Below are 25,333 nucleotides of genomic sequence, written 5' to 3'. Positions count from 1 at the left end.
ATCGCGGCCGGCGCTGTGGGGCTGGTTGCTGCTGGCGGTCGGGGGGCCGTCGGCATTCGCTGCCGAAGGAGGGCAGGAGGCCGAAGCGGCGCCGGTTCGGTTGGTGGACGTGAACGAGTACTTCGTGCGCGGTAACACCGTGCTCGATGCCCGGGCCATTGAGGAAGCGGTGTACCCGTTCCTCGGTCCGCAAAAGGCCTTGAGCGACATCGAAGGTGCCCGGGAGGCCCTGCAAAAGGCCTATCAGGCCCGCGGTTATCAATCGGTGTTCGTCGAGTTGCCGGAGCAGAAAGTCGAAGACGGCATCGTCTACCTGCAAGTCAGCGAGACCAAGATCGGCCGCGTGCGGGTGGTGGGGGCCAAGCATTACTCGCCCGTCGAAATCCGTGATGACGTGCCAGCGCTCAAGGAAGGCGAGGTGCCCGATTTCGCCCAGGTCCAGGCAGAACTGGCGCTATTGAACAAGACCCCGGGGCGCCAGGTGATGCCGCTGGTGCGCGAAGGCCAACGCCCCGGGACGATGGATGTGGATCTGCAGGTCGAAGACCAGAACCCCTGGCAGGCCAGCCTGGGGTTGAACAACGACTACAGCGCCGACACCGAAAAGCTGCGCACGGTCGCCAGCCTGGGCTACAACAACCTCTGGCAACTGGGCCACAGCGTGTCGCTGACCTTCTTCACCGCGCCCCAGGACACCGAAAACGCCAAGGTCTGGTCGGGCTCCTATACCGCGCCGCTGAGCGAACGCTGGAGTGTGCAGTTCTCGGGTTACCAATCCGACAGCAACGTGGCAACCGTCGGCGGCAGCAACGTGTTGGGTAAAGGGCATTCCTACGGGGTGTCGGCAATCTACAACCTGCCGTCCAGTGGGGCATGGGCCAACAGCTTCTCGGTCGGGGTGGATTTCAAGGACTTCGAGGAAGAGCTCAACCTGGGCGGGGCCAGCGACAAGGCACCGCTCAAGTACGCACCATTCACCTTCGCCTACAACGGCTTTCGCTACACCGAAAAAAGCCAGTTGGGCCTCAGCCTGAGCCTGGTGGCGGGTACCCGTAGCCTGCTGGGCTATGGCAGCTCCGACGAAGAGTTCGACTACAAGCGCTACCGCGCCAGCCCCAGCTTCGCCGTGCTCAAGGGCGACGGCAATTACACCTTCACCTTTGCCAACGACTGGCAGACCGCCTCCAAGGCCGCCTTCCAACTCGCCTCCGGGCCGCTGGTTTCCAACGAACAATTCTCTGCCGGTGGCGCCACTTCGGTGCGTGGCTACCTGGCCGCCGAGCGCACCGGTGATGACGGCTACCTGCTGTCCCAGGAGCTGCGCACTCCGTCCCTGGCCAAGTTTCTCGGCAGCTACATCCAGGAGTGGCGCTTTTATGCCTTCGCCGAAGGCGCGCAGTTGTACCTGCGCGACGAACTGCCCGACCAGGAAGCCGACTACAGCCTCGCCAGCGTCGGCCTCGGCACCCGCGCGAGCCTGAGCAAATGGTTATCCGGCAGCCTCGATTGGGGCTATCCGCTGCTCGAAGGGCCGAACACCTCGAAACAGGAATCGCGCCTGCACTTCAACCTGCAAGCGACGTTTTGAACCCAGGAGTCATGTCCATGCAACGCTTATTGTTATCCCTGTTTATCTGCCTGGGGCTGGTGCTTCCGGCGACCGCCAACGCCTGGTGGCAGGACGATTGGCACTATCGCAAACAGATTTCGGTGGACACCACGCCCCAGGGCGCGGCGATCAATCAGGCGCTGGGCCGCACGGCACTGCTGGTGCGCCTGCACACCGGCAACTTTACTTTTGACGGCGTCAAGGACGACGGCTCGGACCTGCGCTTCGTCAGTGCCGACGACAAGACCGTGTTCAATCACCAGATCGAAAGCTTCGACCCGTTGATGGGCATGGCGCTGATCTGGGTCGATGTGCCGAACGTTGAGGGTGGCCAGCGTCAGGACGTGTGGATGTATTACGGCAACCAGAAGGCGCCGGCCACAGGCAGCGGTCAGTTGACGTTCGACCCGGACTACACCGCGCTGTACCACTTCGACGGCGCCACCGGCGTACCGCCCCGGGACACCACGGCCTACGGCAACAATGCCCAGGGCGCGGCCGGTGTCAGCATCGACGGCGTGATCGGGCGAGCCTTGCAGTTCAACGGCCAGCCGCTGTTGTTGCCTGCCAGCGCTTCGTTGCAACACAGTGCCGGCGCGGCGTTCACCTTCAGCACCTGGCTGCGCCAGGACCAGGCCAGTGGCGAACAAATCATTCTGGCCCGTCGTGAAGCCGACACCAGCCTGTTGGTTGGTGTGAACCAGGGGGTGCCGTTCGTAGCGATCGATGACCAGCGTGCGGTCTCGACCCAGCCTTTGAACCCCGGTCAGTGGCAGCATCTGGCGTTGACCGCCTCGGGCGACCGGGTCGTGCTGTACGTCAATGGGCGTGAAACCGCGAGCCTCGCCGTGGCGATGCCGGCGTTCAATTCGGCCATTGCCCTGGGGGCTGATGTCGCTGACGGTGACTTCGCGCCATTTGGCGGGGCCATGGACGAAGCGCGCCTGTCCAAGGTCGCCCGCCCGGCGCCACTGTTGTTGGCCGACGCCAATGCCCAGGGCGCCGAGTCGAAACTGGTGGCCTACGGGGTCGATGAAGAACAGTCCGGCTTCGGTTTCGGCAGCCTGGGCTTCTTGCTCAAGGCCGTGCCGCTCGACGCTTGGGTGATCATCGCGGTGCTGGTGCTGATGATGTTCCAGTCGTGGATCATCATGATCCGCAAGAACCGCATGGTCAGCCGTCTCAGCGCGGCCAACGAAGCCTTCCGCGAACAGTTCGCCAAGATCGGCACGCGCCTGGAAATGTTCGCCGATGACCAGGACCTCGCCCAGCACCTGCAACACTCGTCGCTGTGGCGCCTGTACCTGGTGGCCGTCAAGGAGATTCGCACCCGCCGCGAGCAGGGCGCCGACACTTCGTCGGTGTCGGCGGCCACCATCGAAGCGATCCGCTGTTCCATGGACGGCGTGCGCACCCGGGAAAACCAGCAGCTCAGTTCGAAGCTCTCGACCCTGTCCAACGCCATCGCCGGCGGCCCGTACATCGGCCTGCTCGGCACCGTGCTGGGGATCATGGTGGTGTTCCTCGGCACGGCCATGGCCGGTGACGTGAACATCAACGCTATCGCCCCAGGCATGGCCGCGGCATTGCTCGCCACCGCCATGGGCCTGTTCGTCGCGATCCCTGCGCTGTTCGGCTACAACCGCCTGATCACCCGTAACAAGGAAGTCAGCGCCGACATGCGGGTCTTCGTCGACGAGTTCATCACCCGCCTGGCAGAGATGCACGGCGAAGGGCAGTCCGGTGAGGCGGCGCATCGCCGTAATCATCACGTCCAATCGTCCGTACCGGTCTGAGGGTGTCGCCATGGCTAGCGTAAACGCTTCACATGATGACGACGATGATGCCGCCGTCGACAGCATCAACATCACGCCGCTGGTGGATGTGCTCATGGTGGTGCTGGTGATGTTCATCCTCACGGCCACGGCCCAGGTGTCGGGTATCCAGATCAACCTGCCCAAGGCCAGTGCCTCGGTGTCGTTGTCCGAGGCCAAGACCAAGGCGATTTCGGTGAACGACGGCGGGCAGGTGTTCCTTGATGCCTACCCGGTGACCTTGGCCGAGTTGGAGGAGCGCTTGCGCATCGAAAAGGCCCAGAGCCCGGACTTCCCGGTGATCGTGCGCGGCGACGCGACGGTGCAGTACCAGAAAGTCATTGAGGTGCTGGACCTGTTGCGGCGCCTGGAACTGTCCCAGGTCGGTCTGGTGACCGGCAAACCGAGCCAGGGCTGATCATGACTGCCAGACTCCCCATCGATCCGCCCCCGGTGAAGACCTCGCCGTTGCGCCTGCTCAAGTGGACTGCGGGCCTGCTGCTGGGTGCCGTGGCGGCCTGGCTGCTGTGGCAGTGGGCCAACGACATGAGCGGCGTGCGCCGTGAAGCACCCAAGGTGCCGACCATTATCCCGCTGCCGCCTCCGCCCCCACCACCGCCGGAGAAACCCAAGGAGCCGGAGCCCCAGGTCGAGGAGAAGGTGGTCGAGCCAGAGCCGACCCCGGAACCCGAAGAGGTCAAGCCCGAGGAAGAGGCACCGCCGTCGCCGGTCGATGACCTGGCGAACCCGATGCAAATGGACGGCGATGCCCAGTCCGGCAACGACGCCTTCAACATCGGTGCCGGCAAGGGCGGCGGCATGGCCGGGGCAGGGGGCGGACGCCTGGGCAATGGCACCTACAGCCAGTTCCTGGCGTTCACCTTCCAGCGCTTGCTGCGGGAAAACCCTGAGCTGCGCAGCCTGGCGTTCTCGCTGCAGGCCGATGTCTGGCTCAGCGCCGTGGGCGAAATCACCCGGGTCGAGCTGGTCAAGTCCAGCGGCACCCGGCAAGTGGACGAGCAAGTGATTTCCGCCCTGCGTGCCGCGCCCCATTTGAGTGAACGGCCACCGGCCTCCCTGACCTTGCCCGTGCGCCTGTCCTTGCAGGGACGGCGACCGGGTTAACCGATTATTTGAAGTTTGCCAACAGGAGTTGTGTGCAGATGATTTCCAATGTGAATCGATTGTCGTGGGCGATCGGCCTGGTGGTCTTGAGCCTGGCCGGGCAAGCGGCCGCGGCCCCGGCGCCTTCGGAAAACGCCACGATCAATCTGATCCGCCTGCTGGTGCAGCAGGGCGTGTTGAAACAGGACCAGGCCGATGGCTTGATCGCCCAGGCTGAACGGGAAGCCGTGCAGGCCCGCCAGGCGGCCACGGCGGTTGCTGCAGCGCCGGCCGGTGCGCCGGGGGACGTGCGGGTGCAATACGTGCCGAACATCGTGCGTGAACAGATCCGCGACCAGGTCAAGGCTGAAGTCATGGCCACCGCCAAGCAGGAAAACTGGGCCCAGCCCAACACTTTTCCGGACTGGGTCTCGCGCATCAGTTTCGATGGCGACATTCGCCTGCGGGATGAGTCGCGCTATTACTCGGGCACCAACAGCAACGAAATCGTCGACTTCGCCCGGCTCAATGACAAGGGGCCCTACGACGTCAACCCTAACAGCAGCTCCAGTCTGCCGCCGTTGCTCAACACCCGCGAAGACCGCGAGAACCTGTTCCGCCTGCGTGCACGCCTGGGTATGAAAGCGGTGATTGCCCCGCAATGGAGCGCGGGTATCCGCATCGGCACCGGCTCGGACAACAACCCGGTGTCCACCACCCAGACCCTCGGTGGCGGTTTTGGCAAGAAAGACATCTGGCTCGACCAGGGCTACCTGACCTGGAAGCCATCGGACGAATTGACCCTGACCGGCGGGCGTTTCGCCAACCCGTTTTTCTCCACCGACCTGTTGTATTCCGGTGATCTGAACTTCGATGGCGTGGCGGCGAACTTCAACCACAAGCTCAATCAGGATTGGGGCGTGTTCGGTACGGTCGGTGCGTTCCCGGTGGAGTACACCAACGACACCAGCACCAGCAATGGCAGCGACAAGGAGGAGAGCGACAACAAGTGGCTGTACGGTGCGCAACTGGGGGCCAACTGGGCCATCAACGACAGCAACCGGATCAAGGGGGCCCTGGCCTATTACCGCTTCGACGACATCGAAGGCCAGCGCTCTTCGCCGTGCCAGCCTTGGGCCGGTGATCCAGGCTGCGACAGCGACGGTTCGCGCGTGGCGTTCATGCAGAAGGGCAACACCGTGTTCCTGCTGCGCGACATCACGCCTAACCCCCTCAACCCGTCCACCACGCCACAGCCGCAATACGTCGGCCTGGCCTCGGAATTCAACCTGCTGGACCTGAATTTTGCTTGGGACACCGATCTGCCCGAAGACCTGAAACTGCGCAGCCAGGCCCACTACGTCCACAACCTGGGCTACGACGAGGGCGAGATGCGCAAGCGCTCCGCGGGGCAGTTCGCCAACAACCTGGACGAGAACGGCGAGGTGGAAAGCGGCGCCAACGCCTGGATGCTGCAGTTCACCCTTGGCAACTCGCTGGAGCTCAAGCGCGAAGGCGACTGGAACCTGTTCGCCGGCTACAAGTACATCCAGCCCGATGCCTTGCCGGACGGCTTCAACGATTCGTCATTTCATCTGGGTGGCACCAACGCCAAGGGTTATTTCCTGGGCGGCAACTATGGCCTGGCGAGCAATGTCTTCGCCACCGGTCGCTGGTTGAGTTCCGAAGCGGTGTACGGCGCGCCGTACGACATCGATGTCTTGCAGCTTGAAATCAACACGCGCTTTTAAGCGCAGGGAGGCCTCATGAAAAGGCGAGCCAAATACCCATGCCCGGCAGCGTTGCTGACGCTGGGCCTGCTGCTCAGTGGCGTGGCTCACGGCGAAGGCCTGGAAGAGCGGCTGCGGGCCCAACTGCGTAGCACTACTGCCCAGTTGCAAACCCTGCAAAGCGAGCAGGCCCAGGCCAGCGCCGCTCGTCGGGCGGCCGAGAGCCAGGCCAAAGAAGCCCAGGCGCAGATCAAGCAGTTGACTGCGCAATTGACCAAGGCCCAGGCCCTGGCCGAACAACTGGCCGGGCACCAGCAAAGCCTGCAAAACCAGGCCCAGGCCCAGGTGGCGGCGAGCAACGAGCAGATTGGCAAATTCAAGAAAGCCTATGAAGAACTGTTGGTCCTGGCCCGTGGCAAAGAGGCCGAGCGCGCCCGTCTGGAGGGGCAATTGACCGAGCGTGACACACAAGTGCAGCAATGTTCGGTCAAGAATCAACAAATGTACGAAGTCGCCAAGACACTGCTGCATGCCTACGAAACCATTGATGTGACCGACATCGTGAAGATCCGCCAGCCGTTCGCGGCCAAGGCCCGGGTGCGTTTCGAAGAGCTGGCCCAGGGGTTTGGCGATGATCTCTACAAGAACCGTTTCGATGCGCCCCAGGCCTCGATCACTCACTGAACAGAACAAGGAAGAAGCGAGCATGACCTCAATGATTGAACATGTGGGTACCAAATCCTTGACCGAGTGGTTGCAGGCCGCGGGCTATCGGGTCAACGAAACCGAGCAGAACGGCATCGTGCAACTGCTCAGCGCCAGCCAGGGCATCGGCTTTGCCGTGCGTTTGGGCAATCCTGCGCCGACAGCGGGCCAATACCTGGACTTCACCTTCAGCTGTGCCTTGCGGGTACAGGGCGAGTTGCCAGCGGGATTGGTAGAGTTGTGGAACGCCTCGCGCCGCTTTGCCCGGTTGTCGCTGCAGGGCGAATTCCTGGTGATGGAAATGGACGTGGTGGTCGCGGCAGGCGTGAGCGCCGATCATTTGCGCAGCCACCTGGAACTGTGGGATCGCCTGTTGCAGGAGTTCATTGTCTACCTGCGTGAGTACAGCCAGAACGCGGCGCGCCTGCAAACCCCGGCCGAGCCCGTCGAGGCGCCATCGGAGGAGGCCGTCGCATCGTGAAGAAGCCGACGTTCGTCATCAGCGCCGCAGCGCTGGGCCTGCTCGCCGTGGCGCTGGTACTGGGCCTGCGGCCGGGAAGCGATCCGGTCGCCGCGGTAAAGACCGTCAGCGTTGCTACGGCTCAATCGCCGAGCCTGGCGCGCTTGGGCAACCAGCACGTCAGCCCCGATGAACTCAAGACACTGCTGGCCGCACTGGCCCCCGAAGTTCGCCAGCAAATGCGTGGCAATCGGGCAGCACTGGAAGGCTGGATCCGTGCCCGCCTGGCGGAAAAAGCCGTGTTGGAACAGGCCGATGCCCAAGGCTGGCGCGAGCGGCCCGAGGTGGAGCGCCAGACGCGGGCGGCGGCTGAGCAGATTGTGTTTCGCGACTACTTGCAGTCGGTCAGCCAGGTGCCCGCCGGGTACCCCAGTGAAGACGAGTTGAAGCAGGCTTACGACGCCGGGAAAGCCAACTGGACCGCGCCGGCGTTGTACCGCGTCAGCCAGATTTTTCTGGCAGCCACCGAGCCGCAAACCGTAGAGGCGGTGCGCCGGCAAGCGCTGGAACTGAGCAAAAAGGCCCAGGCGTCACCCGCTGAATTTGCCGAGCTGGCCAGCCGTTTTTCCCAGGACCGCACCAGTGCCGAGCGCGGCGGTGACAGTGGTTTGCAACCGTTGCAGCAGTTGGTCCCGCCGGTGCGTGATGCGGTGGCGCGCCTGAAGGTCGGCGCGGTGTCGGACCCGGTGCAGAGCCCGGCGGGGTTTCATGTCATCAAGCTCACCGAACAACAGCCGGCCCGGGAAGCGACCCTGGACGAGGTCCGCGAACGCTTGACCCAGGCCCTGCGCGCCCAGCGCCAGGAACAGATCGCCAAGGCCTACCTGGATGGCATGCTCGACACGGCGACGTTGAGCATCGATGGCGCGCAGTTGAGCAAGGTGCTGGAGGAGGGGCTTTAGGCAGGTCTACACCCACAAGCTCGCGCTGGGCCCTGTAGGAGCTGGCGAAGCCTGCGATCTTTTGATCTTGATCTTGATCTTGATCTTGATCTTGATCTTGATCTTGATCTTGATCTTGATCTTGATCTTGATCTTGATCTTGATCTTGATCTTGATCTTGATCTTGATCTTTCGCTTGGAATTCAAGTGTCTTTGGAAAGATCGCAGCCTCGTTGCACTCGACAGCTCCTACACAGCTCCTACACAGCTCCCATACAGTTCCTTCGCAGTTTCTTCGCAGTTCCTACACAGTTCCACGCATTCGTACAACCGACAGGGAGTCACCCATGACCTTCACCGAGCCCGCAGGACGCCAGGCTGTCACCGCATACCGCACGCCATTGCGTGTCCCCGATCCCTGGCTGACATTGGCCGGCGGTATCGAGCCGCAGGTGGCGCAGTGTTTTCTGGTCAGTGCCCGTTGCGGCTGCTTCATGCAAGCGGCCCGTAGCCTCAACGTCAAGGCAACTTGGCTGCGCAAGCAGTTGGCGCAGTTGGAGACGCGGCTGCAACGCTCGCTGTTCAGCTTCCAGGGCTGCGCCTTGACCCTCACCCGTGAAGGTCGGCAGTTGCAGGCGCGATTGATCACTCTGGCCCACGAAAGTGCCCCGCCGCTGAACGATCAACCGTTGATTCGCCTCGCCGTGGCCGAGTCGATTCTGCATGACATCCTGGGCCGCGACCTGATCTCGTTGCTACGGCGCAATGCCAGCGTGCGACTGCAGATCATCACCCTGGACAGTGAACTGGCGCTGCAAGCCGTCAGCGCCGATCTGGTGCTTTGGTTGAGTGATGCCCACGTGTCGGTGTCAGGGCCGAGCTTCGCTACGTTGCCCGCGGACCGACTGGCGCGCCTGGACTATGTGCCGCACATCGCCAAGCGTTACTCACGATCGGCCACACGCCCGGATTGCCTGGACGACCTGAACGACTACATGCTGGTGCAATGGCAGACGGACCGACACGTAGATGGCTTTGCCCCGTGGAACGCCCTGATAGACCAGCGCCGGGCCGGCGTGGTGCAGGTGCAATCCTACGAATTGATGCTGGAAATGATTCGCTGCAGCGCCTGCATCGGCCTGTTGCCGCTGTACATGAGCCGTTTCGACCGAGGCCTGGTCGCCTTGCCGGAAATATTCGGTCCGTCGATGCAGCGGTACTTGTGGATGGCCGTCAATGTCCAGGCCGAAGGCTCGCCAGAGGTGCAGATGCTTCGTGAGCTGATCCATCACACGCTGGATGAGCGCCGGGATTGGTTCCAAACATAACCGAAAAAGGAAGTCTCCCTCTTGTGGGAACGAGCTTGCTCGCGATAGCGGTCTTTCATTCAACACCGACGCCGGCTGAAAGGGCCTCATCGCGAGCAGGCTCGCTCTCACAGGCTCGCCCTAGAGCCTGGCACGGCTTATAGTGATCGGCCTTGTCACGCCTCCAGGGAGGAGCCGCATGTCCGAATCATCGATCACCCTCGCACGCTTCACCGAAGCCCATATCGCCGGTGTCACCGCGCTCTACAACGATCCGGCGGTGACTCGCCAGGTGCTGCAGATGCCGTTCCAGTCCACCGAAATCTGGCGCAAGCGCCTGGCAATGGAAGACGAGCGCTTGTTGAAGCTGGTGGCCCTGCACGAGGGTGAAGTCATCGGCAACCTGGGGCTGGAGCAGTTTTCGCGCGTGCGGCGTGCCCATTGCGGCAGCCTCGGCATGGGCGTGGCTGTCGCCTGGCAGGGCAAGGGCGTGGGTTCGATGCTGCTGGCCGCCGCGCTGGAGGTCGCGGACAACTGGATGAACCTGCGGCGGGTCGAGCTGACGGTCTACGCGGACAATGAGGCGGCCATCGGGCTGTACCGCAAGTTCGGCTTCGAAACCGAAGGCCTGATGCGCGACTATGCCGTGCGTGACGGGCGCTGGGTGGACACCCTGGCGATGGCGCGGCTGCGCTGAAGGATCCGTCGCGCAGGCAAAGAGGGCTTTTACGTACGCCAACGTCTTGAACCTGTCATCATCGCGTTTCGCAGTACTCCCTTAATCGAGGACCGGCCCATGGACGACGTACAGCAATTGGGCGAGATGCTTCGTCACTACGCCGACAGCGAAGCGCACAAGAAACAATTGCACCAGGCCCAGTCGGCTGTTTGGGCCGAGCAGATCAAGGCGTTGTATGGACAAATCGAACAATGGTTGGCGCCAGTCCTGGCGCCCGGTCTTTTGACGTTGAGCCGTGAGGGGTATGTGGCTCACGGGCCGAGCGTTCCGGTAGAGGTATCCAGTTTCAAGACGGAAAAATTGACCTTGACCATTACCGGGAAACCGGTGGAGTTCGTGCCGGAGGTGATGGGCGCGGGCGGGCAGATATCCTTGTCGATCATGGGCCTTGCCGCGACCCGTCACGGCAGTATTTCCCTGGTTTGCCAACCGCCATCGACGCAATGGCAATGGCGTCGGACCAACGGCTTGAAGGACCCCGATACGTTTGCTTTCGATGCCAACTTCCTTGCACAACAATTGCAGAGCCTGATACCGCGCGAGCGCAACTGAATCATGCATTCTTTTCCGAGCAGGCAAAAACCTGCCCATCGGCTATACCTGTAGTTCCGGCCCCGCCTGGTGTGGCTTATAGGAGTGACAGCATGAAGTTTTCGTCGATGATAGGCACTGTTTGCATCGCCTCGCTCGCCTTGGCGGGTTGCTCCAGCAAAGTTACCCAGCCGGATGAGTACTCCGGGTTCCTGGGTGATTACAGCCGGCTCAAGGAGGAGAAGTCGCCGTCGGGGGCCGTGGTGATGCGTTGGGTCGATCCGAAGATCGATCCGGGCAAGTACACCAGTCTGTATATCGAGCCGACGCAGCTCTACCCCAAGCCGCAGCCGACCGCGAAGATCCCCCAGGCCACGCTGTCGGGCATCACCGCTTATTACGACCAGGCCCTCAAGCGCGAAGCGGGGAAATCCTTGCCCTTGGCGACCAGTCCAGGGCCGGGCGTTCTGGTGATGCGGGCGGCCATCACCGCTGTCAGCAGCAAGACCGAAGGCTTGAAACCGTATGAGGTGATCCCGATTGCGCTGGTGGCGGCCGCTGTCAGCACGGCCAGCGGCATTCGCGACCAGGAAACCACCCTGGGTACCGAAGCGGTTTTTCTCGACGGCGGCAACAACGCGGTGGTCGCACAAGTGGTGCGCAAAGGCACGGGCAAGCCGCTGTCCAACGAGTCCCAGGTGATGAAGCCCGATGACGTCAAAGGGGTCATCGATGGCTGGGCGTCGGATTTGCATCAGTCGTTTCTGAAATTCAAGGCCAAATAGCCACGAATCCCCCTATGGGAGCGGAGCTGTGCAGGAGCATGTAGGAGTCATGTAGGAGCCATGTAGGAGCTGTCGAGTGCAACGAGGCTGCGATCTTTCCAAAGACACTTGAATCCCAAGTGAAAGATCAAAAGATCAAAAGATCAAAAGATCAAAAGATCAAAAGATCGCAGCCTTCGCCAGCGCCCACACAGGATGGCGAAGCTACGACTTTTTATGTCCAGCGGTAGGTCGCGCAGGCATTTCGTGGTTAACTCCGGCCTCACCATTTTCAAACCTGTCAGAAGGAATCCGTTCATGGCTCAAGTCACCCTCAAAGGCAACCCGGTCCAAGTCAACGGCCAGTTGCCACAAGCCGGTTCCAAGGCGCCAGCCTTTTCCCTGGTTGCCGGCAATCTGTCGGACGTTTCCCTGAAAGACTTCGCCGGCAAGCGCAAAGTGCTGAACATCTTCCCAAGCGTCGACACGCCGACTTGCGCCACCTCCGTGCGCAAGTTCAATGCCCAGGCCAATGATCTGACCAACACTGTGGTGCTGTGCATCTCCGCCGACCTGCCATTCGCCCAGGCGCGTTTCTGCGGCGCCGAAGGCCTGGAAAACGTCCAGAACCTGTCGACCCTGCGCGGCGCCGAGTTCATCCAGGACTATGGCGTGGCAATTGCTGATGGCCCGTTGAAAGGCCTGACCGCCCGTGCCGTGGTGGTGCTGGACGAAAACGACACTGTGCTGCACAGCGAACTGGTCAAGGAAATTGGTGAGGAGCCGAACTACGACGCTGCGCTGGCCGTTCTGAAATAAGGTATTTATTACAATTGTTAACGGCCTGGCCCTGTCCAGGCCGTTTTCTTTTGTGCTTCAAGGCGTTAGCCGACTATGTGCCAGATAAGCCCAACGTAAATTGCCGGTAAAGGCGCTTTGCTAAACACCCGTCAGTGCTTATCGTTCAGCCTCCCGTAAAAGAAGTCCACGCGCCCAATGGTTGATCACTCCATGCAATCCTCTGTTTCCCGCAATTCCCTTCGCTGGCTGTTTGGCCTGTTCATCGTATTGGTCGTCGCGGCGCTGGCCTGGAAGTTCTGGCCCAGTGGCTCGGCGCAGAAGCCTGGAGCAGGGGAGAAAGCGGCGGCGGGGCACGTGGGGCGCTCGGGCAGCATGCGGCCAGGGTTCGGTGGGGCGACGGGGCCGATTCCGGTGCGGGTGGCGCCGGCGGTGACCGGCGATTTCCCGCTGTACTTCAAGGCGTTGGGCACGGTCACGGCCCTCAATACCATCAATGTGCGCAGCCGCGTGGGTGGCGAACTGGTCAAGATCGCCTTCGAAGAGGGGCAAATGGTCAAGGCCGGGGACCTGCTGGCCGAGATCGACCCGCGTCCGTACCAGAACGCCTTGCTCCAGGCCGAAGGCACGCTGTTGCAGAACCAGGCCCAGTTGAAAAACGCCCAGGTAGACCTTGAGCGGTATCGCGGCCTGTACGCTGAAGACAGTATTGCCAAGCAGACCCTCGACACCGCCGCCGCGCTGGTGGGGCAGTACCAGGGCACGGTCAAGACCAACCAGGCGGCGGTCAATGACGCCAAGCTCAACCTCGAATTCACCAAGATCCGCGCGCCCATCTCCGGGCGGGTCGGCCTGCGGCAACTGGACACCGGCAACCTGGTGGCGGCCAACGACACCACGTCCCTGGCGGTCATCACCCAGACCCAACCCATCAACGTCGTGTTCACCCTGCCGGAAAACAACCTCGACACGGTGCTCGCCCGTTACCGCAGCGGGGCGAAACTGCCCGTCGAAGCCTGGGACCGGAGCGATGTGAAGCTGCAGGCCAGCGGTGTGCTGCAAAGCCTGGACAATCAGATTGATATCACCACCGGCACCTTGAAGTTCAAGGCCCGCTACGAGAACCGCGACCAGTCGCTGTTCCCCAACCAGTTTGTCAATGTCCGCCTGCTGGCGGACACCCTCAAAGGCGTGACCCTGGCGCCGACGGCGGCCATCCAGTTCGGCACCAACGGCACCTTCGTCTATGCCCTGGATGGCGACAAGAAGGTCACCATCAAAAAACTGAAGATCGGTGCCAGCGACGGCGCGAACACCGTGGTCACCGAAGGTTTGGCCGCCGGTGACCGGGTGGTGCTCGAAGGCACCGATCGCTTGAAGGAAGGCAGTGAAGTAGAAGTGGTCAGCGACAGCCAGGCAGTGCCTGCCACGCCGACCGAACACTTGCAGGGCAAGTCCGCAGCGGTGCCCACTGAGCCGGTCGCGGCTGACAAGGCGAAAAAGGGCGGCGCATGAATCTCTCGCGGCTGTTCATCCTTCGCCCGGTCGCCACCACCCTGAGCATGCTGGCGATCATCCTGGCCGGCCTGATCGCCTATCGGCTGCTGCCGGTGTCGGCATTGCCCCAGGTCGATTACCCGACCATCCGTGTGATGACCCTGTACCCGGGCGCCAGCCCCGATGTGATGACCAGCGCGGTGACCGCGCCCCTGGAGCGCCAGTTCGGGCAGATGCCGGGCCTGACGCAGATGGCCTCCACCAGTTCCGGTGGCGCCTCGGTGATTACCCTGCGCTTCAACCTCGACATCAACATGGACGTCGCCGAGCAGCAGGTGCAGGCCGCGATCAATGCGGCCACCAACCTGCTGCCCAAGGACCTGCCGGCGCCGCCGGTGTACAACAAGGTCAACCCGGCCGACACCCCGGTGCTGACCCTGGCTATCACCTCCAAGACCATGCTGCTGCCCAAGCTCAACGACTTGGTGGACACCCGCATGGCGCAGAAAATCGCCCAGATCAGCGGCGTCGGCATGGTCAGCATCGCCGGTGGCCAGCGCCAGGCCGTGCGAATCAAGGTCAACCCAGAGGCCTTGGCGGCCAACGGCCTGAACCTGGCCGATGTACGCACGTTGATCGGTGCTTCCAACGTCAACCAGCCCAAGGGCAACTTCGATGGCCCGACCCGGGTCTCGATGCTCGACGCCAACGACCAGTTGACCTCGCCCAAGGACTACGCCGAACTGATCCTGGCCTATGCCAACGGTGCGCCGCTGCGGCTCAAGGACGTGGCGCAGATCGTCGACGGCGCCGAAAACGAACGCCTTGCCGCCTGGGCCAACGAAAACCAGGCCGTGCTGCTGAACATCCAGCGCCAGCCGGGAGCCAACGTCATCGAAGTGGTGGATCGGATCAAGGCCCTGCTGCCAAGCATCACCGACAACCTGCCGGCCGGCCTGGATGTCACCGTGCTGACCGACCGTACCCAGACCATCCGCGCGTCGGTCACCGACGTGCAGCATGAATTGCTGATCGCCATCGCCCTGGTGGTCATGGTGACGTTCCTGTTCTTGCGTCGTGTCAGCGCCACCATCATTCCCTCGGTGGCCGTGCCGTTGTCGCTGATCGGCACCTTCGGTGTGATGTACCTGGCTGGTTTCTCCATCAACAACCTGACCTTGATGGCCCTGACGATTGCCACCGGTTTCGTGGTGGACGATGCCATCGTCATGCTGGAGAACATCGCCCGTTTCATCGAGGAGGGCGACAGCCCGCTGCAGGCCGCGCTCAAAGGCGCGAAGCAGATTGGCTTCACGCTGATTTCCCTGACGCTGTCGCTGATCGCCGTGCTGATCCCGTTGCTGTTCATGGCCGATGTCGTGGGGCGGTTGTTCCGCGAGTTCGCCATCACCCTGGCTGTGGCCATCCTGATTTCCCTGGTGGTGTCCCTGACCCTGACACCAATGATGTGTGCCCGCTTGCTCAAGCGTGAACCCAAGGAAGCGGAGCAGGGCCGTTTCTACCGCGCCAGCGGCGCCTGGATCGACTGGTTGATCGCCGCCTACGGACGCAAGTTGCAGTGGGTGCTCAAGCATCAGCCGCTGACCCTGCTGGTGGCGGTGGGCAGCCTGGTGTTGACGGTGGTGCTGTACCTGGCCGTGCCCAAGGGGTTCTTTCCGGTGCAGGACACCGGGGTGATCCAGGGCATTTCCGAGGCGCCGCAATCGATCTCCTTTGCCGCCATGAGCGAGCGTCAGCAACAACTGGCGAAAGTGATCCTGGCGGACCCGGCGGTGCAGAGCCTGTCGTCCTACATCGGTGTGGACGGCGACAACGCCACGCTCAACAGCGGTCGCCTGCTGATCAACCTCAAACCCCACAGCGAACGGGATGACAGCGCCACCGAGATCATTGCCCGCTTGCAGCCGCAACTGGATCGGCTGGTGGGCATTCGCCTGTTCATGCAGCCGGTGCAGGACCTGACCATCGAAGATCGGGTCAGCCGGACCCAATACCAGTTCAGCCTGTCGTCGCCGGACGCCGAATTGCTCAGCCTGTGGAGCGGGCGCCTGGTTGAAGCCCTGGCCCAACAGGCGGAGCTGACCGATGTGGCCAGCGACCTGCAGGACAAGGGCCTGCAGGTCTACCTGGTGATCGACCGCGATGCTGCCTCGCGCCTGGGCGTCTCGGTGTCGAACATCACCGATGCGCTGTATGACGCCTTCGGCCAGCGGCAGATATCCACCATCTACACCCAGGCCAGCCAGTACCGCGTGGTGTTGCAGGCCCAGGCCGGGGAGCGGATCGGGCCGCAGGCGCTGGACCAGATTCACGTCAAGACCACCGACGGCGGGCAGGTGCGGCTGTCGAGCCTGGCCCGGGTCGAAGAACGCCAGGCGCAACTGGCGATTGCCCACATCGGCCAGTTCCCGGCGGTGATGATGTCGTTCAACCTTGCGCCGGGCGTGGCCCTGGGGCACGCGGTGGATCTGATCGAAAAGGTCCAGCGGGACATCGGCATGCCGGTGGGCGTGCAGACCGAGTTCCAGGGCGCAGCCCAGGCATTCCAGGCGTCGCTGTCGAGTACCTTGCTGCTGATCCTGGCGGCGGTGGTGACCATGTACATCGTCCTGGGCGTGCTGTACGAGAGCTACATCCACCCGATCACCATTCTTTCAACCTTGCCCTCGGCGGCCATCGGCGCCTTGCTGGCCTTGATCCTCAGCGGCAATGACCTGGGCATGATCGCGATCATCGGCATTATTCTGCTGATCGGCATCGTCAAGAAGAACGCGATCATGATGATCGACTTTGCCCTCGACGCCGAACGCAACCAGGGCATGGACCCACAGACGGCGATCTACCAGGCTGCATTGCTGCGCTTCCGTCCGATCCTGATGACCACCCTGGCGGCCTTGTTCGGCGCGATACCGCTGATGTTCGCCACCGGTTCCGGCGCCGAACTGCGCCAGCCCCTGGGCTTGGTGATGGTCGGTGGGTTGTTGGTGAGCCAGGTGTTGACGTTGTTCACCACCCCGGTGATCTACCTGTATTTCGATCGGCTGGGACGGCGGTTTGCCAGGCCTGATGCGAATGAGGTGCAGGTATGACCTCTTCCCTGGAATGCAGCGGGTTTTTGTGGCGAGGGGATTTATCCCCGCTTGAGTGCGCAGCACTCACCGAAGGGGCTGCTGCGCACCCCCGCGGGGATAAATCCCCTCGCCACAAAAGCCCAGCTACTACTATCGGTTTGTCATGTGCAGTCCGGAGCTTGTGCCGATGAACCTCTCCGGCCCATTCATCAAGCGTCCGGTCGCGACCATGCTCCTGAGCTTCGCCATCATACTGCTCGGTGGTGTGAGCTTCGGGCTGCTGCCGGTTGCGCCGCTGCCGCAAATGGATTTCCCGGTGATCGTGGTCCAGGCCAACCTGCCCGGGGCCAGCCCCGAGGTAATGGCTTCGACGGTGGCTACGCCCCTGGAGCGCTCCTTCGGCGCCATCGCCGGGGTCAACACCATGAGCAGCCGCTCCAGCCAGGGCTCTACCCGCGTCATCCTGCAATTTGACCTGGACCGTGACATCAACGGTGCCGCCCGGGAAGTGCAGGCGGCCATCAATGCCTCGCGCAACCTGTTGCCCAGCGGCATGCGCAGCATGCCGACTTATAAGAAGGTCAACCCGTCCCAGGCGCCGATCATGGTGCTGTCGCTGACCTCGGATGTGTTGAAAAAAGGCCAGCTCTACGACCTGGCCTCGACCATCCTGTCCCAGAGCCTGTCCCAGGTGTCGGGCGTCGGCGAAGTGCAGATCGGCGGCAGCTCGTTGCCGGCGGTGCGCATCGAACTGGAGCCGCAGTTGCTCAACCAGTACGGCGTGGCCCTCGATGACGTGCGCACCGCCGTTGCCGATAGCAACGTGCGCCGGCCCAAGGGGTCGGTAGAGGACGATCAGCGCATGTGGCAGGTCCAGGCCAACGACCAGTTGGAAAAGGCCAAGGACTACGAAACGCTGATCATCCGCTACCAGGACGGCTCGGTATTGCGGCTCAAGGACGTGGCGAAAGTCACCGACAGCGTCGAGGATCGCTACAACAGCGGGTTCTTCAACAACGATGCCGCCGTGTTGCTGGTGATCAACCGCCAGGCCGGGGCCAACATCATCGAGACGGTCAATGAGATCAAGGCGCAGCTGCCGGCGTTGCAGGCCGTGCTGCCGGCCAGCGTCAAGCTGAACCTGGCGATGGACCGTTCGCCAGTGATCAAGGCCACCCTGCATGAAGCGGAAATGACCTTGCTGATCGCCGTGGCCCTGGTGGTGCTGGTGGTGTTCCTGTTCCTCGGCAACTTCCGCGCTTCCCTGATCCCGACCCTGGCGGTGCCGGTGTCGCTGGTGGGCACGTTTGCGGTGATGTACCTGTACGGTTTCTCCCTGAACAACCTGTCGTTGATGGCGTTGATCCTGGCGACCGGCCTGGTGGTGGACGATGCCATCGTGGTGCTGGAGAACATCTCCCGGCATATCGATGAAGGTATGCCACCGATGAAGGCCGCGTACCGGGGAGCCGAGGAGGTGGGCTTTACCCTGTTGTCGATGAACGTCTCGCTGGTGGCGGTGTTCCTGTCGATCCTGTTCATGGGCGGGATCATCGCGAGCCTGTTTCGCGAATTTTCCATCACCCTGGCGGCGTCCATCGTGGTTTCGCTGGTGGTCTCGCTGACCCTTACGCCGATGCTCTGCGCCCGCTGGCTCAAGCCTCACGTGCCGGGGCAGGAAAACCGCTTGCAGCGCTGGAGCCAGCGGCTCAATGAGTGGATGGTCCGTGGCTATGCCAGCAGCCTGGACTGGGTGCTGCGTCATCGCCGGCTGACCTTGCTGAGCCTGCTGGTGACCATCGGCGTGAACGTTGCGCTGTATGTGGTGGTGCCGAAAACCTTCATGCCGCAGCAGGACACCGGTCAGTTGATCGGTTTCGTGCGTGGCGACGACGGGCTGTCGTTCAACGTGATGCAGCCGAAGATGGAAATCTTCCGCCGCGCCGTGCTCAAGGACGAGGCGGTGCAAAGCGTCGCCGGTTTCATCGGTGGCAACAACGGCACCAACAACGCCTTCATGCTGGTGCGCCTCAAACCGATCAAGGAGCGTAATATTTCTGCACAACAGGTCATCGAGCGCCTTCGTAAAGAAATGCCCAAGGTCCCCGGCGCTCAGCTGATGTTAATGGCCGACCAGGACCTGCAGTTCGGTGGCGGTCGCGAGCAGACCACCTCGCAGTATTCCTACATCCTGCAAAGCGCCGACCTGGCGTCGCTGCGTACCTGGTATCCCAAGGTCGTGGCGGCCTTCCGGGCCTTGCCGGAACTGACCGCCATCGACGCCCGTGACGGTGGTGGGGCACAGCAGGTGACGCTGATGGTGGACCGCGACCAGGCCAAGCGCCTGGGCATCGACATGGACATGGTCACTGCAGTGCTCAACAACGCCTATAGCCAGCGGCAGATCTCGACCATCTACGACAGCCTCAACCAATACCAAGTGGTGATGGAGGTCAATCCCAAGTATGCCCAGGACCCGAGTACCCTCGAGCAGGTCCAGGTGATCACCGCCGATGGCGCGCGCGTACCGCTGTCGGCCATAGCACACTACGAGAAAAGCCTGGAGGACGACCGGGTCAGCCATGAAGGCCAGTTTGCTTCCGAGGACATTTCCTTCGACATGGCCGAAGGCGTCACGGTAGAGCAGGGCACCGCGGCCATCGAGCGGGCGATCGCCAAGCTTGGCATGCCCGAGGATGTCATCGCGAAAATGGCCGGCACCGCCGATGCGTTCGCCGCCACCCAGAAGAGCCAGCCGTTCATGATCCTCGGAGCATTGCTGGCGGTGTACCTGGTGCTGGGGGTGTTGTATGAAAGCTACATCCATCCGTTGACCATCCTGTCCACGTTGCCATCGGCTGGGGTCGGCGCGTTGCTGTCGATCTATGCGCTGGGTGGCGAGTTCAGCCTGATCTCACTGTTGGGGCTGTTTCTGCTGATCGGCGTGGTGAAGAAAAACGCCATTCTGATGATCGATCTGGCGCTGCAACTGGAACGTGCCGGGCAGACGCCGCAGGAGTCGATCCGCAGTGCTTGCCTGCTGCGGTTGCGGCCGATCCTGATGACCACGCTGGCGGCGATCCTTGGCGCCTTGCCGCTGTTGCTCGGCACTGCCGAGGGCTCGGAAATGCGCCAGCCACTGGGCCTGACTATCATTGGTGGGTTGGTGTTCAGCCAGGTACTGACGCTCTACACCACCCCGGTGGTTTACCTTTATCTCGACAAACTGCGCCATCGCTTCAATCGCTGGCGCGGCGTGCGCACTGATGCTGCCCTGGAAACTCCGCTATGACCGACCGTTCGCCTTTCAATCTTGCCGCGACGCTGGCAACCGCCCGTGGCTCGCGGGTGCTGAGCCTGGTGCTGTGCGTGGCGATGCTCAGCGCCTGCGCCGTCGGGCCGGATTATCAACGTCCCCAGGCTGCCGCCCCGGTGCAATACAAGGAAGCCCAGGGTTGGCGACAGGCCAATCCCAGCGATGCATTGGCCAGGGGCGCCTGGTGGGAGTTGTACGGCGATGCGCAACTCAATGGCCTGGTGGACCAGCTCAATACGTCCAACCAGACCGTGGCCCAGGCCGCCGCCCAATACCGGCAAGCCCGGGCGTTGGTGCGCAATGCCCGTGGCGCATTTTTCCCCACCGTCGACCTGACCGTTGGCAAGACGCGCTCCAGCCAGGGCACCGGCAGCAGCAGTTCGAGCCTGAGCAGTTCATCCAGCGGCATTCGCGACACCTACAACGCCCAGGCTGGCGTCAGTTGGGAGGCGGATGTGTGGGGCAAGTTGCGCCGCACCCTGGAAGCTGACGAGGCGAGCGCGCAAGCCAGTTTTGCCGACCTGGCGGCGATGCGCCTGAGCCAGCAATCGGAACTGGTGCAGAATTACTTGCAGTTGCGGGTGATCGATGAACAGAAGCGTCTGTTGCAGACCACGGTCGACAACTATCAGCGCTCCCTGAAAATGACCGAAAACCAGTACCGTGCCGGGGTGTCCGGCAAGGACGCGGTGGCCCAGGCACAGAACCAGCTCAAGACCGCCCAGGGCGACCTGATCGACCTGATCTGGCAACGGGCCCAGTTTGAAAACGCCATCGCCGTGCTGATCGGCCTGCCGCCGGCCGAGTTCAACCTGGCCGAGACCCAGGACATCCCGTCGCTGCCGCAGATCCCGGTGGCGCTGCCTTCGCAGTTGCTCGAACGCCGGCCGGATATCGCCTCGGCAGAACGCTCGGTGATGGCCGCCAACGCCAACATCGGGGTCGCCAAGGCCGCGTATTACCCGGACCTGACCCTGAGCCTCAGTGGCGGCTATAGCAGCAGTACCTACGACAACTGGGTGAGCGTGCCGAACCGCTTCTGGTCGGTAGGGCCACAATTGGCGATGACGCTGTTCGATGGTGGCCAGCGTTCGGCAGAGGTCGACCGTACTGTCGCGGCCTACGACCAGACCGTCGCCACCTATCGCCAGACCGTGCTCGACGGCTTGCGCGAGGTAGAAAACTACATGATCCAGCTCAAGGTGCTGGAAGACGAAGCCCGCGTGCGCCAGGAAGCCCTGGACGCCGCCCGGGAATCCCTGCGCCTGACGCAGAACCAGTACAAGGCAGGGTTGATTGCCTACCTCGATGTCGTGACCGTCCAGGCCACGGCCTTGAGCAATGAACGCAGTGTGCTGAGCCTGCAGCAGAGCCGCCTGATTGCCAGTGTGCAGTTGATTGCGGCGCTGGGGGGTGGTTGGGACGGGCAGTTGCAGGCGCAGGCGCACGAGAAGCCCTGATCACTGTTGATGGGGTAAGCCTTGCTCCCACAGGGTTCCCCATTTTCAATAAAGACTTCCGTGGTCATGTCGGCGGTCAGTCCCGCTTTTGGCCGATGCACTGCCTACGTCCTGTCGCGATGGCTTGTTATAGTTCGAGCCTCTTTTCAGCCGGTAAAGGATCACTGCCATGTCGCAATACCAAGCGTTCAATGTCGAACTTGCAGACAACATTGCCCATGTGCAGATCAATCGCCCGGAAAAGATCAATTCGATGAACGCCGCGTTCTGGAGCGAGATCATCGATATCTTCCAATGGATCGACGACACCGATGCCGTGCGGGTGGTGGTGTTGAGCGGCGCCGGCAAGCATTTTTCCTCAGGGATCGACCTGATGATGCTGGCGGGCGTGGCCAACGAGCTGGGCAAGGACGTCGGGCGCAATGCACGCCTGCTGCGACGCAAGATCCTGCAACTGCAAGCCTCGTTCAACGCCGTGGACAACTGCCGCAAACCCGTGATCGCGGCGATCCAGGGCTACTGCCTGGGCGGGGCCATCGACCTGATTGCCGCCTGCGACATGCGTTACGCGGCCCAGGACGCCCAGTTCTCCATCAAGGAAATCGATATCGGCATGGCCGCCGATGTTGGCACATTGCAACGCTTGCCCCGAATCATCGGGGACGGCATGCTGCGTGAACTCGCTTATACGGGGCGCACCTTCGGTGCCGACGAAGCGCGCAGCATCGGCTTGGTCAATCGTGTCTACAGTGATACCGCCAGCCTGCTCGACGGCGTAATGGACATCGCCCGGGAAATCGCCGCCAAGTCGCCGATTGCCGTGACCGGCACCAAGGAAATGATCAGCTACATGCGCGACCACCGCATCGACGACGGCCTGGAATACGTCGCCACCTGGAACGCCGCCATGTTGCAATCGACCGACCTGCGCGTGGCCATGGCCGCCCATATGAGCAAACAGAAACCTGAATTTCAGGATTGATCGACCATGATTTCACGCTGGACCACCGCAGTACTTGATACCGCTCTTGCTGGTGGCTGGGCCGTCGCCCGTAGCCCTGAGGGCTTTCTGTTCGATGACAACGGCGCGCTGTTTCCCCGCGAATGGCTCAAGCGCCAGGATTTGTCGATCCTCGCCGAGCACGGCATCGGTCACCTGGATGGCGAGCCGGTCTACCTGCTGGAATTGCACAGCCCGCTGGACATCCCTGGCTGTAACTGGAAAGGCCTGCGGGCGTTCATGCTCGAGGAGGACCACACGCTGTACAAAGTGCTGGGTTATGCCGCGCAGGTCGGCACCTGGGCCCGGGAGCATCGTTTCTGTGGCAGTTGCGGCACGCGCATGGACCAGATTCCGTTGGAGCGGGCCATGTATTGCGAGGCCTGTGAGCTGCGGCACTATCCGCGGATTTCACCGAGCATGATCGTGCTGATCACTCGAGGCGATGAAGTCCTGCTGGCCCGTTCGCCGCGTTTCGTCCCGGGCGTCTACAGCACCCTGGCGGGGTTTGCCGAACCGGGCGAGTCGGCCGAGGATTGCCTGGTGCGAGAGGTGCGCGAGGAAGTCAGCATCGAGGTGAAGAACATCCAGTACATGGGCAGCCAGTGCTGGCCGTTCCCCCATTCGATGATGCTGGGTTTCCACGCTGAATACGCCAGTGGCGACATCGTGCCCCAGGAAGATGAAATCGAGGACGCCCAGTGGTTCAACGTCCATGACCTGCCACCGCTGCCGGCCTCGCGCTCCATTGCCCGCTACCTGATCGACCTGTATGTGGCGCGGCGCCTAGGCCATGCTGAACCAGTGCTGCCAGGCTAGGCGCACAGTCAAGCCGAGCACCACGGTGATGAACACCGGTCGGATGAATTTCGCGCCGCCGCTGATGGCGGTGCGAGCGCCGAAGAACGCGCCGATCATCACCGACAGGCCCATGCTCAGGCCGATGACCCAGTCCACTTGCCCGGAAAAGATGAACACCGACAGCGCCGCGATGTTGCTGACGAAATTCATGCTGCGGGCCACGCCACTGGCCTTGACCAGGTCGATGGGGTAGAGCAGCAGGCTGCTGACCGTCCAGAATGCCCCGGTACCCGGCCCGGCCACGCCGTCATAGAAACCCAGGCTGAAGCCTTGGGGCGATTGCCATGTCTTCTTGATCGGCGCGTCACTGTCCAGCGGTGCCTTGGGCGTGCTGCCGAACAACAGGTACAGACCGCAGGCGAAGACGATCACTGGCAGCATCTTGTTCAGCCACTCGGCAGGCAGGTAATGGGCGACGATAGCGCCGGTCAGGGCCCCGACCAGGGTGCCGACGAGGGCGTGGGTCCATTGCCTTGGGTGGAACAACTTGCGCTTGTAGAAGGTGAAGCTGGCCGTCGCCGAGCCGAAGGTCGAACTGAGTTTGTTGGTCCCCAGGACCAGATGAGGCGGCAAGCCTGCCGTCAGCAGGGCTGGCGTGGTCAGCAACCCACCGCCACCGGCAATGGCATCGATGAAACCGGCAATGAACGCGACAACAGCAAGGATAGCGAGGGTAGTGAGGTCAACGCTGAGTTCAAAAGGCATGAAATAGGCTTATTTGGCAGGTCGCAGAAGGGCTGCGGGGAGGGCCGGTATGTTACCCATAATGGTGCAGGGCTGCGACAGCCGGTTGGGGCGTTGCACTGTAAGATCCCACAACCCCACAAATCGCCCGTGGCGTGGGAGCCTGCTCTTGCTGGGCTGCGCAGCAGTCCCAAAAGGCTTCCTGATATCTGCCTGGCACACCGAGACCGCTGGACGATTTTTTTTTGAAATCAAGGGGTTGTCAGCCTAGGCAAATGAGTACATAATTGCGCCCATCGAACGCACTGGGACGTAAAAAATCTCAATGTTTTCAAGGAGATAGCGGCGCCTAGATGCCCTGTATCCTGATCAGGTTTGTACCGCGGTTGATGTGGCAGCATTGCATCAAACGTTCTGAGGCCGAATAGCAAAATGGTTATGCAGTGGATTGCAAATCCACCTACGCCGGTTCGATTCCGACTTCGGCCTCCACTTTTAAAAAGCTCTGTAGATCTATGATTTACGGAGCTTTTTTATTTTCGAAGCATTGAAAGCTTTTGTATTGAAAAGGGCATGAGCTACCTTGCTTCGCAGGGGAGGGATGTATATATTCCCCCCTCTTGCTGCACCAGCCAGAACATCGGCCACTGGATTTTGCCGACGTTCCCAAGGCTAACCGCGCTACCGCCCGAATGGCGAAACTGGTAGACGCATGGGACTTAAAATCCCCCGCTCGTAAGGGCGTGCCGGTTCGATTCCGGCTTCGGGCACCATCTAAAATCAAGGGTTTGCGAGCGAAAGCTAATGCAAACCCTTGTTCGTTTCCGCTTCTGAAAACTGCTGCGGAAACGGAGTCCATGCCTGCGGGTATTTTCAAGCGCAACCCTCTACACTCGGCGTTGAGATTAGCAAGGTGAGTGG

21 protein-coding genes and 2 tRNA genes are annotated in these 25,333 nt (G+C 62.0%); 21 read left to right on the top strand and 2 right to left on the bottom strand.

Annotated features, from left to right (window positions below):
- Window positions 1-25: 25 nt before the first annotated feature.
- The 8 genes from GFU70_RS14445 to GFU70_RS14410 are packed head-to-tail and all read left to right on the top strand — an operon-like array spanning window position 26 to window position 8,384.
- Window positions 26-1,588, top strand: a complete 1,563-nt coding sequence (locus tag GFU70_RS14445; protein WP_413468862.1) for a ShlB/FhaC/HecB family hemolysin secretion/activation protein — start codon at window positions 26-28, stop codon at window positions 1,586-1,588.
- A 17-nt stretch (window positions 1,589-1,605) separates the two neighbouring features.
- Complete coding sequence (locus GFU70_RS14440; protein ID WP_116642181.1) at window positions 1,606-3,405, top strand: DUF2341 domain-containing protein; 1,800 nt, start codon at window positions 1,606-1,608, stop codon at window positions 3,403-3,405.
- Between the two features lie 10 nt (window positions 3,406-3,415).
- Window positions 3,416-3,841: an ExbD/TolR family protein gene (locus GFU70_RS14435; protein ID WP_003201710.1), complete on the top strand. Its 426-nt coding sequence runs from the start codon at window positions 3,416-3,418 to the stop codon at window positions 3,839-3,841.
- A 2-nt stretch (window positions 3,842-3,843) separates the two neighbouring features.
- On the top strand, window positions 3,844-4,548 hold the full coding sequence (locus tag GFU70_RS14430) for an energy transducer TonB (protein WP_116642183.1): 705 nt from the start codon (window positions 3,844-3,846) through the stop codon (window positions 4,546-4,548).
- 38 nt (window positions 4,549-4,586) lie between these two features.
- Complete coding sequence (locus GFU70_RS14425; RefSeq protein ID WP_153388283.1) at window positions 4,587-6,278, top strand: putative porin; 1,692 nt, start codon at window positions 4,587-4,589, stop codon at window positions 6,276-6,278.
- A gap of 15 nt (window positions 6,279-6,293) precedes the next feature.
- Window positions 6,294-6,941 (top strand): hypothetical protein, encoded by a 648-nt coding sequence (locus GFU70_RS14420; RefSeq protein WP_058546011.1) that lies wholly within the window; start codon window positions 6,294-6,296, stop codon window positions 6,939-6,941.
- 22 nt (window positions 6,942-6,963) lie between these two features.
- Window positions 6,964-7,443: a YbjN domain-containing protein gene (locus tag GFU70_RS14415; protein WP_058546010.1), complete on the top strand. Its 480-nt coding sequence runs from the start codon at window positions 6,964-6,966 to the stop codon at window positions 7,441-7,443.
- Complete coding sequence (locus GFU70_RS14410; RefSeq protein ID WP_153388282.1) at window positions 7,440-8,384, top strand: peptidylprolyl isomerase; 945 nt, start codon at window positions 7,440-7,442, stop codon at window positions 8,382-8,384. Before GFU70_RS14415 ends, GFU70_RS14410 begins: the two co-directional genes overlap by 4 nt.
- A gap of 6 nt (window positions 8,385-8,390) precedes the next feature.
- Here GFU70_RS14410 and GFU70_RS14405 read toward each other — a convergent pair whose 3' ends face one another.
- Window positions 8,391-8,570, bottom strand: a complete 180-nt coding sequence (locus GFU70_RS14405; protein ID WP_153388281.1) for a hypothetical protein — start codon at window positions 8,568-8,570, stop codon at window positions 8,391-8,393.
- Between the two features lie 140 nt (window positions 8,571-8,710).
- On the opposite strand from GFU70_RS14405, the gene GFU70_RS14400 reads away from it, so the two are divergent.
- From GFU70_RS14400 to nudC, 11 genes are all read left to right on the top strand, one after another.
- Window positions 8,711-9,691 carry a LysR family transcriptional regulator gene (locus GFU70_RS14400; protein WP_153388280.1) on the top strand — a complete coding sequence of 327 codons (981 nt, stop codon included), beginning with the start codon at window positions 8,711-8,713 and terminating at the stop codon, window positions 9,689-9,691.
- 178 nt (window positions 9,692-9,869) lie between these two features.
- Window positions 9,870-10,367: a GNAT family N-acetyltransferase gene (locus GFU70_RS14395; protein ID WP_058546007.1), complete on the top strand. Its 498-nt coding sequence runs from the start codon at window positions 9,870-9,872 to the stop codon at window positions 10,365-10,367.
- A 99-nt stretch (window positions 10,368-10,466) separates the two neighbouring features.
- On the top strand, window positions 10,467-10,961 hold the full coding sequence (locus GFU70_RS14390; RefSeq protein WP_058546006.1) for a hypothetical protein: 495 nt from the start codon (window positions 10,467-10,469) through the stop codon (window positions 10,959-10,961).
- Window positions 10,962-11,053: 92 nt separating this feature from the next.
- Entirely contained in the window at window positions 11,054-11,725 is a 672-nt protein-coding gene (locus GFU70_RS14385) for a DUF3313 domain-containing protein (RefSeq protein WP_058546005.1), read from the top strand.
- A gap of 297 nt (window positions 11,726-12,022) precedes the next feature.
- Window positions 12,023-12,523: a thiol peroxidase gene (gene tpx / locus GFU70_RS14380; RefSeq protein WP_046065784.1), complete on the top strand. Its 501-nt coding sequence runs from the start codon at window positions 12,023-12,025 to the stop codon at window positions 12,521-12,523.
- Window positions 12,524-12,700: 177 nt separating this feature from the next.
- Entirely contained in the window at window positions 12,701-14,017 is a 1,317-nt protein-coding gene (locus GFU70_RS14375; RefSeq protein ID WP_058546004.1) for an MdtA/MuxA family multidrug efflux RND transporter periplasmic adaptor subunit, read from the top strand.
- Window positions 14,014-17,109 carry an MdtB/MuxB family multidrug efflux RND transporter permease subunit gene (locus GFU70_RS14370; protein ID WP_058546003.1) on the top strand — a complete coding sequence of 1,032 codons (3,096 nt, stop codon included), beginning with the start codon at window positions 14,014-14,016 and terminating at the stop codon, window positions 17,107-17,109. Before GFU70_RS14375 ends, GFU70_RS14370 begins: the two co-directional genes overlap by 4 nt.
- 169 nt (window positions 17,110-17,278) lie before the next feature.
- Window positions 17,279-20,383: an efflux RND transporter permease subunit gene (locus GFU70_RS14365; protein WP_153388279.1), complete on the top strand. Its 3,105-nt coding sequence runs from the start codon at window positions 17,279-17,281 to the stop codon at window positions 20,381-20,383.
- Window positions 20,380-21,867 (top strand): efflux transporter outer membrane subunit, encoded by a 1,488-nt coding sequence (locus tag GFU70_RS14360; protein WP_153388278.1) that lies wholly within the window; start codon window positions 20,380-20,382, stop codon window positions 21,865-21,867. The genes GFU70_RS14365 and GFU70_RS14360 overlap by 4 nt, the downstream gene beginning before the upstream one ends.
- 169 nt (window positions 21,868-22,036) lie before the next feature.
- Window positions 22,037-22,849, top strand: coding sequence for a crotonase/enoyl-CoA hydratase family protein (locus tag GFU70_RS14355; protein ID WP_058546000.1), 813 nt, complete (start codon window positions 22,037-22,039; stop codon window positions 22,847-22,849).
- A 6-nt stretch (window positions 22,850-22,855) separates the two neighbouring features.
- On the top strand, window positions 22,856-23,686 hold the full coding sequence (nudC, locus tag GFU70_RS14350; protein ID WP_058545999.1) for an NAD(+) diphosphatase: 831 nt from the start codon (window positions 22,856-22,858) through the stop codon (window positions 23,684-23,686).
- Here nudC and GFU70_RS14345 read toward each other — a convergent pair.
- Entirely contained in the window at window positions 23,654-24,433 is a 780-nt protein-coding gene (locus GFU70_RS14345) for a TSUP family transporter (RefSeq protein ID WP_153388277.1), read from the bottom strand. The genes nudC and GFU70_RS14345 overlap by 33 nt on opposite strands.
- A 397-nt stretch (window positions 24,434-24,830) precedes the next feature.
- On the opposite strand from GFU70_RS14345, the gene GFU70_RS14340 reads away from it, so the two are divergent.
- Together GFU70_RS14340 and GFU70_RS14335 are read left to right on the top strand one after the other, a co-directional pair.
- A tRNA-Cys gene (locus GFU70_RS14340) sits at window positions 24,831-24,904 on the top strand.
- Between the two features lie 194 nt (window positions 24,905-25,098).
- Window positions 25,099-25,185 (top strand) — tRNA-Leu (locus tag GFU70_RS14335).
- Window positions 25,186-25,333 lie beyond the last annotated feature (148 nt).

Origin of the sequence: Pseudomonas brassicacearum, assembly GCF_009601685.2 — a bacterium.
GTDB lineage: Bacteria > Pseudomonadota > Gammaproteobacteria > Pseudomonadales > Pseudomonadaceae > Aquipseudomonas > Aquipseudomonas kilonensis_B.
The sequence above is the reverse complement of the archived record's forward strand: the minus strand, read 5'-3'. Positions and strand labels throughout refer to the sequence as shown.

Bases quoted from the DNA above. Each gene is read 5' to 3' on its own strand.
- GFU70_RS14440 (WP_116642181.1), top strand. From the start codon at position 1,606: ATGCAACGCTTATTGTTATCCCTGTTTATCTGCCTGGGGCTGGTGCTT.
- GFU70_RS14435 (WP_003201710.1), top strand. From the start codon at position 3,416: ATGGCTAGCGTAAACGCTTCACATGATGACGACGATGATGCCGCCGTC.
- GFU70_RS14430 (WP_116642183.1), top strand. From the start codon at position 3,844: ATGACTGCCAGACTCCCCATCGATCCGCCCCCGGTGAAGACCTCGCCG.
- GFU70_RS14425 (WP_153388283.1), top strand. From the start codon at position 4,587: ATGATTTCCAATGTGAATCGATTGTCGTGGGCGATCGGCCTGGTGGTC.
- GFU70_RS14420 (WP_058546011.1), top strand. From the start codon at position 6,294: ATGAAAAGGCGAGCCAAATACCCATGCCCGGCAGCGTTGCTGACGCTG.
- GFU70_RS14415 (WP_058546010.1), top strand. From the start codon at position 6,964: ATGACCTCAATGATTGAACATGTGGGTACCAAATCCTTGACCGAGTGG.
- GFU70_RS14400 (WP_153388280.1), top strand. From the start codon at position 8,711: ATGACCTTCACCGAGCCCGCAGGACGCCAGGCTGTCACCGCATACCGC.
- GFU70_RS14395 (WP_058546007.1), top strand. From the start codon at position 9,870: ATGTCCGAATCATCGATCACCCTCGCACGCTTCACCGAAGCCCATATC.
- GFU70_RS14390 (WP_058546006.1), top strand. From the start codon at position 10,467: ATGGACGACGTACAGCAATTGGGCGAGATGCTTCGTCACTACGCCGAC.
- GFU70_RS14385 (WP_058546005.1), top strand. From the start codon at position 11,054: ATGAAGTTTTCGTCGATGATAGGCACTGTTTGCATCGCCTCGCTCGCC.
- tpx (WP_046065784.1), top strand. From the start codon at position 12,023: ATGGCTCAAGTCACCCTCAAAGGCAACCCGGTCCAAGTCAACGGCCAG.
- GFU70_RS14375 (WP_058546004.1), top strand. From the start codon at position 12,701: ATGGTTGATCACTCCATGCAATCCTCTGTTTCCCGCAATTCCCTTCGC.
- GFU70_RS14370 (WP_058546003.1), top strand. From the start codon at position 14,014: ATGAATCTCTCGCGGCTGTTCATCCTTCGCCCGGTCGCCACCACCCTG.
- GFU70_RS14365 (WP_153388279.1), top strand. From the start codon at position 17,279: ATGAACCTCTCCGGCCCATTCATCAAGCGTCCGGTCGCGACCATGCTC.
- GFU70_RS14360 (WP_153388278.1), top strand. From the start codon at position 20,380: ATGACCGACCGTTCGCCTTTCAATCTTGCCGCGACGCTGGCAACCGCC.
- GFU70_RS14355 (WP_058546000.1), top strand. From the start codon at position 22,037: ATGTCGCAATACCAAGCGTTCAATGTCGAACTTGCAGACAACATTGCC.
- nudC (WP_058545999.1), top strand. From the start codon at position 22,856: ATGATTTCACGCTGGACCACCGCAGTACTTGATACCGCTCTTGCTGGT.
- GFU70_RS14345 (WP_153388277.1), bottom strand. From the start codon at position 24,433: ATGCCTTTTGAACTCAGCGTTGACCTCACTACCCTCGCTATCCTTGCT.